This is a genomic window from Gordonia sp. UBA5067 (assembly GCF_002414845.1).
Classification (GTDB): Bacteria; Actinomycetota; Actinomycetes; order Mycobacteriales; family Mycobacteriaceae; genus Gordonia; species Gordonia defluvii.
In genome coordinates, this window is sequence record NZ_DIAX01000027.1 from 56,373 (window position 1) to 65,000 (window position 8,628).

At 68.7% G+C, this 8,628-nt stretch carries 7 protein-coding genes; all 7 read right to left on the reverse strand.

What is annotated here, in order from left to right; all coding sequences use genetic code 11:
* Nucleotides 1-82 precede the first annotated feature (82 nt).
* Complete coding sequence (locus tag B4M62_RS04005) at nt 83-940, reverse strand: shikimate dehydrogenase (RefSeq protein WP_290705482.1); 858 nt, start codon at nt 938-940, stop codon at nt 83-85.
* The gene (mltG, locus tag B4M62_RS04010; RefSeq protein WP_290705484.1) at nt 909-2,456 is read right to left on the reverse strand and encodes an endolytic transglycosylase MltG; all 1,548 of its coding nucleotides are present in this window, start codon (nt 2,454-2,456) and stop codon (nt 909-911) included. The genes B4M62_RS04005 and mltG overlap by 32 nt, the downstream gene beginning before the upstream one ends.
* A gap of 97 nt (nt 2,457-2,553) precedes the next feature.
* Nucleotides 2,554-2,988, reverse strand: coding sequence for a Holliday junction resolvase RuvX (gene ruvX / locus B4M62_RS04015; protein WP_290705487.1), 435 nt, complete (start codon nt 2,986-2,988; stop codon nt 2,554-2,556).
* On the reverse strand, nt 2,989-5,676 hold the full coding sequence (gene alaS / locus B4M62_RS04020) for an alanine--tRNA ligase (protein WP_290705490.1): 2,688 nt from the start codon (nt 5,674-5,676) through the stop codon (nt 2,989-2,991).
* Between the two features lie 80 nt (nt 5,677-5,756).
* Nucleotides 5,757-7,121: a replication-associated recombination protein A gene (locus B4M62_RS04025; protein ID WP_290705493.1), complete on the reverse strand. Its 1,365-nt coding sequence runs from the start codon at nt 7,119-7,121 to the stop codon at nt 5,757-5,759.
* Nucleotides 7,122-7,130: 9 nt separating this feature from the next.
* Nucleotides 7,131-8,294, reverse strand: coding sequence for a phosphotransferase (locus B4M62_RS04030; RefSeq protein WP_290705496.1), 1,164 nt, complete (start codon nt 8,292-8,294; stop codon nt 7,131-7,133).
* 34 nt (nt 8,295-8,328) lie between these two features.
* Nucleotides 8,329-8,628: amino acid--tRNA ligase-related protein (locus B4M62_RS04035; RefSeq protein ID WP_290705499.1), on the reverse strand; the 300-nt coding region annotated here is incomplete at its 5' end.

Consider the following 8,628-nt stretch of genomic DNA (forward strand, 5'->3'; position numbering starts at 1 on the left):
TGGACTGGGGACGGCGCCCGGCTGTGGACAACAGTGCACGCGAGCCGGCGGTAGACCGCGGCCGCCGGGCAACCGTCGGCGATCAGTCCAGCGCAGCAGCCATCGCGGCCCGCGGTGCCGGACTGCCGGTGAAGAGTTCGACCTGCCGGTAGGCCTGGTTCAGTAGCATCACGAGACCACCGACGACTGTTCCGCCGGCCGCGGTCACCCGCGCCGCAAACGGTGTCGGCCAGGGATCGTAGATGGCGTCGACCAGCCGGATCGGTCCGTCCACGGCTGCCGCCAGCCCTGCCGCGGCGTCGGCGGGCACAGTTGAGACAACGGCGTTCGCCCGGGCGAGCGCCTCGCGGACCGCGCCGACGGCGTCGAAGGTCACCACACGGGACGACAAGGACAACTCCCCCGCCAGTTCGAGGGCCCCCGCCGCACGCCCCGAGTCGCGCGCGACGATGACAACCTCCTGCGCGCCGGCCGCGGCCAGGGCTGCCAGCGCAGGGCGCGCCGTACCGCCGGCGCCCAGGACGACCGCTTCACCACCGGCGGAGAAATCTGCCCCGACCGCGGCAAGAGCACCGGTGACGCCGTCGATGTCGGTGCAGTCGGCAAACCAGCCGGTCGGGCGGCGGACCAGGGTGTTGGCCGAGCCGACGAGACGCGCCCGCTCAGTCACCTCCCCGGCATACGCCAGCGCTTCAGCCTTCCCGGGCATCGTGACCGAAAGGCCGACGTAGGCGTCATCGAGTCCGGCGACGAGGTTGGCCAACTGCCCCGCACGGCATTCGATTCGCTCATAGGACCAGCCGCGCAGGCCAAGCGCCCGATATGCCGCCCGATGCAGATCTGGCGAGCGCGAATGCTCGATGGGGTAGCCGAGGACGGCGGCCTTTCGACCGGAGTCGCGGCCAATCTCAGCAGCCGGTGGTGAGGAACTTGTTGTCACAGGCGATCTTGCGGTTGCGCAGGTGCTCCTCGAAGGTGGCCGAGAACTTCGTCGTGCCCTGCTGGTCCACCGTGATGAAGTACAGCCAGTCTCCCTTGGGCGGGTCGAGCATGGCATTGAGTGCCTTTTCGCCGACCGTGGCGATCGGCGTGGGCGGTAGGCCGCTGACGCGATAGGTGTTCCAGCGGGTATCGGCCTTGTAGTTGTCGCCATGGACGTCGATATTCGTCTCGGCGGCGGTGTAGTTCGTCGTCGAGTCCATCTCGAGGCGCTGATTCTTGGCCAGCCGGTTGAGAATGACCCGGGCCACCTTGGGCAGGTCGTCGACATCGCGGACCTCGCGCTCGGCGACCGAAGCCGCCACCAGCACCTCGTACGGGGTCAGCCCGCTTCGGTTGCCGGTGAGCAGTCCCCACGACTCGTAGCGGCGCGCACTGTCCTTGATCAAGGTGTTGAGGATCTGGACGGCGGTGGCCTCTGGGTCAATCGCCTCCCAGGTGCCCGGCGCGACGAGTCCCTCGATCCGGCGGTAGTCGCCGGGCAGTTTGCCGACCGCGTCCCGCGCCCACGGCGGCACGCCCAACTCGCTGGCCGACGCGGTCTTCGCCGCCGTCTCCAGATCTTCGACCGAGACCCCGACCTTCCGGCCGTTCACGGTCACCTCAGTCGCTTCGGCGATGAGCGCGAAGACACCGGGAATGGTCTTTCCGTCGACGCCGCGCTTCGCCTCCAATTGGACTCCCTCGGGTACCAAGAGGCGTCCGACGCGGTGCGTCGAATCTGACATCATCGACACCGCGGTGGCGGCCGAGATGCGGGTGCGCATTTTGTAGACGCCGCCGGAGAGTGGCTGTCCGTCAGCGGCGTGGACAAAGGCCAGCGGAGAGCCGACCACGCCGGCCGCGGTCAGGATGTCCCCGAAGTCGGTCAGAGTCGAATCATTCGGGATCGTGACCAACACGTCGGCGGCACCGGTCGTGCCGGCATAGTCCTTGTCCGAGTTCAACAGACCCAACCGGTCGGCGACGAGGTAGCCGCCCGCGGCGAGGGCCAGCACAGTCACCACCGCGGTGGCGATGAGCGCCCAGCGGCGCCGGCGGCGCGGCATCTGGTCGGGGTGGCCGGCTGGGTTCGCGGCCCGCGCGGCTTCGCGCTCCTCGTCGAGATCGTCGTGCCAAGCCGGCACCCTCGGGGTCGCCGACTCGTCTTGCCCATCGGTGCCGGTGGCCGGCGGTTCGTCCGGCGCGTCGCCGGATGCCGGCCCATCGACGTGGCGAACGATGTTCGGCGCGACGCTGGGCGCAGTCCGTTTCGCGGCAACCGCTCGGCGTCCCGAACCTGATCGAGATCGATCCGGCGCCACCTCGCCGGCGACGCGGGGCAGCTCACCGGTCATCCAGGCCGGGGCCCCGGACAGATCGGCCGAACGCCCGCGCCGGGTCCGGTGATGCGTTGCGCCGTCCCGACGGCCGTCGGGTTCGGCGGAGCCGTTCGAAGCCTCTGCGTCGTCAGTCACGCACGTCGTCCCTTCGTCAAATGTCCGATTCGCCGAGCTTTCCCGACTCAATCGCCAGACGGACAGGACATCAGTGCCCCGCGCGCCGAATCGCCACCTACCGCCGACCGCTATCCAACCACCCTTGCAGAATAGCGACCGCTGCGGCCTGATCAATCACTCCACGCGAGCTGCGCGAGTCTCGGCCGGCCTCCCGTAGTGCCCGAGCCGCCGTGACCGTCGTCATCCGCTCGTCGACGAAGATCATCGGGATCGGCGCGATCATCTGCCCGAAGCGTTCGGCGAAGTCCCGCACCGCCCGGGCGGCAAACGACTCGTCACCCCGAAGATCGCGCGGCAGCCCGACGATGACCGCCAGCGCCTCGTGCTCGGCGACCAGTTCGGCCAGCCGCGCCAGCGCGTCGTCGTCGCCGCCTGCCCTCGAGACGGTTTCCACCGGGGTCGCCAGAATCCCGTCGGGATCGCACACCGCGACACCGATCCGTACCGATCCCACATCGACGGCGAGTCGGCGGCCGCGCGGCTGCAACACCTAGTCGCCCTCGACTAGTTGCGCGACCCGGGCCATGGCTGCCGGAATGCCGGCTGGATCGGTCCCGGCCCCTTGGGCCAGATCGGGCTTGCCGCCGCCGCGACCGGCGACCAGCGCCGACACCTCCTTGACGACCGCACCGGCCGCGATTCCGGCATCCCGCGCACCCGCTGTCGTGGCGACGACGAACGGGACTTTTGTTGCCCCGTCGATGGTGGTCGCCGAGAACAAGACGACCACCGTCTTGTCGGCGCGAGCCCGATTGCGCAGATCAGCTGCCAGTTCGCGCAGCTCCTTCGGCTCGAGGCCGTCGGCCACCCGACCGCCGACGATGTCCACCTCACCCACCCGTTCGGCGGATTCGACAAGATCGGCAGCAGCAGCGCGGGCCTGATCGGCTCGCAGGCGCGCCACCTCGCGTTCGGCGTCGCGGAGTCGGGTCACCAACTGCTCGACTCGGCCGGGCACCTCCGAGCTGGGCACCTTCAGCGACGAAGCCAGGCCGGCGAGTAGCGCGCGCTCGGTCGACAGATGGCGGAACGAGTCCATCCCGACGAACGCCTCGACGCGCCGAATGCCCGACCCGACCGAGGACTCGCCAATCACCGTGATCGGACCGATTTGCGACGACGCGGCGACATGTGTCCCGCCGCAGAGCTCCATCGAGAACGGCCCGCCGATCTCGACGACACGGACGACGTCACCGTAGTTCTCGCCGAACAGGGCCATCGCACCCATCGCCTTGGCCTCGTCGAACCCGGTCTCAAAAGTGTGCACCGGATAGTTTGCCTCAACCGCGGTGTTGGAGATCTCCTCGATCTCGCCCCGCTGTGCTTCGGTGAGCGGGCCGTTTGCGTGGAAGTCGAAGCGCAGATATCCGGGCTTGTTCAGCGATCCGGCCTGCGTCGCCGTCGGACCAAGGACTTGGCGCAGCGCGGCGTGGACGAGATGCGTGCCCGAATGCCCCTGGGTGGCGCCGTGGCGCCACACCGGGTCGACCGAGGCGATGACATCGTCGCCCTCGGCGATCTCACCCGCCTCGACCACCCCTCGGTGCAGCCACACGGCTTTCCCGACCTTCTGGACATCGGAGACGACCACCCGAACACCCGAACTCGTGGTGATCGTACCGACGTCGGCCAGCTGGCCGCCGCCCTCGGCGTAGAGCGGTGTGCGGTCCATGATGATGTCGACCTCGGTGCCCGGCCCGGCGGCACCCAGCCGGCGGCCAGCACTGACGACGGCTAGCACCCGGGCCTCGCTGACGAGTTCCCCGAATCCGAGGAACTCGGTCGGATGGGCGTCGATGAACTCCCGGTACACGCTCAGGTCCGCGTGACCGCTCTTGCGCGCATTCGCGTCATCCTTGGCACGCTTGCGCTGCTCGGACATGAGTGCGGCGAAACCGTCGGCATCTACCGACAGTCCCGCCTCGGCGGCCATCTCGAGCGTTAAGTCGATCGGAAACCCGTAGGTGTCGTGCAGCGCGAAGGCGGCGTCACCGCTGATCCGGTCGCGGCCGGCGGCTTTCGTCTCGGCCGCGGCATCGGCGAACAACGCCGATCCCGCCGACAGCGTCTTGGCAAAGGTGCCCTCTTCACCCACGGCGACGGTGAGGATGCGGTCCCGTTCGGCGGCCAGTTCCGGATACGACGGGGCCATCACGTCGATGGCCGTCGAAACAAGCGCGGCCATTGTCGGGCCCGTCGCGCCGAGCAGGCGCGCCGACCGCACAATGCGGCGCAGGAGCCGGCGCAAAACGTACCCGCGGCCCTCATTTCCGGGCGCCACACCGTCGGCGATGAGCATAGCCGCAGTGCGGGTGTGATCGGCGATGACCCGGAACTTCACGTCGTCGGCGGCCCCCGCCGATCCCCCGGCGCCGTAGGCCCGGCCGGTCAGCGAGACCGCCTCATCGATCGTCGGTTTAAGCAGATCGGTCTCGTAGACGTTGTCGACGCCCTGCAGGATGCAGGCGACGCGTTCGATGCCCATCCCGGTGTCGATGTTGCGCTCCGGCAGTGGCCCGAGGATCTCGTAGTCCGACTTGGCGCCGCCCGCGCCGCGCTCGTTCTGCATGAACACGAGATTCCAGATCTCGATGTACCGGTCCTCGTCGACCTCCGGCCCACCCTCGTCGCCGTAGTCGGGTCCGCGGTCGTAGAAGATCTCCGAACACGGACCACAGGGCCCCGGCACCCCCATCGACCAGTAGTTGTCCTTCATCCCGCGGCGCTGAATCCGTTCGGCGGGGACGCCGATCTCCTGGCGCCAGATCGTCTCCGCCTCGTCATCGTCGAGATAGACCGTCGGCCACAGTCTGCTCGGGTCGATGCCGTAGCCGCCGTCGGCGACCGGATTGGTCAGCAGTGACCAGGCGAAGGTGATGGCCTCGCGCTTGAAATAGTCGCCGAAGGAGAAGTTCCCCGCCATCTGGAAGAACGTGTTGTGCCGGGTCGTGATGCCGACTTCCTCGATGTCGAGGGTTCGCACGCACTTCTGCACACTCGTCGCACGCCGAAACGGTGGCGTCTGATCACCGAGGAAGTACGGCTTGAACGGAACCATCCCCGCATTGACGAACATCAGGTTCGGGTCGTCGAGGATCAGCGGCGCACTCGGGACCTCGATGTGGCCCGAGGCGATGAAGTGGTCCAGGAATCGCTTGCGGATCTCGTGCGTCTGCACTGCGTGGCTGTCCTTTGTCGGCGGGAAAACGTGACGGGCGCGACGGTCGGCGCACCGGCGTCCGATTCTACCGGCGTCGGTCAGCGGCGGAGACGGCGGATGATGGCGCGCAGCCGGGGAAGCCGGCTAGCGACCTCGCGCTCGGCGCCGCGCTCAGTCGGCGTGTAGTAGTCGACACCGACCAATTCGTCTGGCGGATACTGCTGCGCGACGATGCCGTCGGGATCGGCGTGCGGGTAGCGGTAGCCGACGGCACTTCCCAGCGCCGCCGCCCCCGCATAGTGTCCATCGCGCAAATGCGTTGGTACGGCGCCGATCCGGCCGGCGGCGATATCGGCCATGGCCCCGCCGATCGCCGCCACCACACCGTCGGACTTGGGGGCGGTCGCGAGGTGGATGGTCGCCTGGGCCAAGGCCAGTTTCGCCTCGGGCAGGCCCACCAGCGCCACCACCTGCGCGGCGTTCACCGCAGTCGTCAGTGCGGTCGGGTCCGCCATCCCGATGTCCTCGCTCGCGTGGACCATCAGCCGCCGCGCAATGAACCTCGGATCCTCCCCCGCACTGATCATCCGGGCCAGGTAGTGCAGCGCGGCATCGACGTCCGACCCCCGGATTGACTTGATGTACGCGCTGATCACGTCATAGTGCTGGTCGCCGTTGCGGTCGTACCGCACCGCCGCCTGATCGATCGCCGCTTCGACGTCCGCGACCGACAGTTCCGCCGGTCCGACTTCGGGCCGGCGATCGTCGGCGCCCGCGGCGGCCGCCTCGAGCGCGGTCAGCGCACGGCGGGCATCACCGCCGGCTACGGCGATCAGGTGGTCACGGGCCCCGGCGGTGAGCCGGACGGTGCCGGCCAGTCCGCTCTCGGCGCTGACCGCCCGATCGAGCACCGCGCCGATGTCGGCGTCGGACAGCGGATGTAGCGCCAGCACCAGCGACCGGGATAGCAGCGGCGCGACGACCGAGAACGACGGATTCTCCGTTGTTGCCGCCACCAGCAATACGATGCGGTTCTCGACGGCGTCGAGTAGCGCGTCCTGCTGATTCTTGGAGAACCGGTGCACCTCGTCGATGAACAAGACGGTCTGCTCGCCGGCGATCAGCCGACGACGAGCGAGGTCGATGACGGCGCGGACCTCCTTCACACCGGCCGACAGCGCCGACAGCGCCTCGAACCGCCCGCCCGTCGCCTGCGAGATCAACGACGCCATCGTGGTTTTTCCCGTACCGGGCGGCCCGTAGAGCAGCACCGAGGCCGCCCCGGCTCCCTCGACGAGGCGGTTCAGCGGTGACCCCGGTTTGAGTAGGTGATCCTGACCGACGACGTCGCCGAGCCGCTGGGGACGCATCCGAACTGCGAGCGGCGCCGACCGGTTGGCTCCGCCGCGATGATCGGGCGCGGGCCGATCCGGCGTGCTACCGGGCTCGAACAGGCTGTCCATGTGCGGCGGCTAGGACAACCAGTTCCGCCGCAGTGCGGCGGCGAAGGATTCGCAGAAGCCACCCAGTTCGGCGAGTCCTTGAGTGCTCTCGGCCGCCCGGTTGGCCGCATCGGCGATTGCCTGCCACCGGTTGCACGCGACGACGACATCGGTCGTCATGATCGCCCAGTCGTGGGCCAGCAACATCTCTTCGGCTCCGTCGAGCGGGCCGTCGCCGACCCCGACGAGCACCACGGTCGACAGCCACACCCACAGCAGTCGCGCCGACGCGATGAGGTCGGCGACCGCACGCTCGTCGGCCAACGCCGGCCACATCGTCTGCGCCTCAGCACGCCATGCGTCGACCAGAGCGGTCTCGAGGTCCGCGCGCACCGATGTGGCTCGCGCCCCGAGATGCTCGGGAAAGGTGGCCAGCCCGTAGGCGACGTCCAGCGTGGCGTCGCGGAACCCGCCCCATTCGTAGTCCATGAACCGAACACCATCAGAGTTGATGAGGATGTTCTCGGGCCCGACGTCGGCAGGACTGAAGGCGCGGAAGTCGCCGTCGGTGAATAGACGGACGGCGTCGCCGAGTCGGGCGAGGACCGAGTCCGGCACCGCCACGCCGAGAGAATCGGCCACCGCCGGCAATTCGGCGACCACCCGCCGGGACAACCGAGTGGGCGCACTTCGAGCGATGCGCGCCCGCGAACGGCGGACCAGCGCATCAAAGTCCCCCTCGCCGCCGACGGTCGCCGCATGCATGCGGCCCAACGCCTGTCCCCAAGCACTCACCGCACGGGAGACTTCTTCGACGTCGGGACTGGCGAGAAGATCGGTCATCGCCCGCCCGGTGCCGAGGTCGGACAGGACGATGACTCGTTTCCCGGGGTCGTGGGCGATGAGCTGTGGACCGGGCCGACTCTCGCTGGGCAGCGCAGTGGCGTACTGATACGCCGCGACCTCCCGGTGGAACGCCTCCGGGTTGTCGTCGGCGCCAAGCGCTTTGATGACGAGAGTTCGGTGTGTGGAGACGAGATTGCGCGAGACTCGCACCCGGGCGACGACGGTCCGCCCGCTTCCGCCCAAGTCCTCTGGATCAGTCAGCGACACCGCAGTCCCCGCACGTCCCGACAAGACGGCTTCCGCGGTGCTCAACGCGCCCTCAATCGGAGACTCAACGGTGGCCGTCATGATCATTCCAACCTACCGAACAATGCGATGCCCGTCACTTGTCTGTCGCCGCCGGCCCCGATGCCTTCGGTTTGGCGTCGATGCCCGACTCCTTGCGCTGGGCGGCCGTGATCGGCGCCGGCGCGGCCGTCAGGGGATCCACCCCGCCGCCGGACTTCGGGAATGCGATGACTTCGCGGATCGACGACTCGCCGGCGAGCAACGCTGTGATGCGGTCCCAGCCGAAGGCGATCCCGCCGTGCGGCGGTGCGCCGAAGGCGAATGCGTCGAGCAGGAAGCCGAACTTCTCCTGGGCCTCCGCGGAATCGATGCCCATGATCGCGAAGACGCGCTC

Bases quoted from the DNA above. Each gene is read 5' to 3' on its own strand.
- B4M62_RS04025 (WP_290705493.1), bottom strand. From the start codon at position 7,121: ATGGACAGCCTGTTCGAGCCCGGTAGCACGCCGGATCGGCCCGCGCCC.
- B4M62_RS04030 (WP_290705496.1), bottom strand. From the start codon at position 8,294: ATGACGGCCACCGTTGAGTCTCCGATTGAGGGCGCGTTGAGCACCGCG.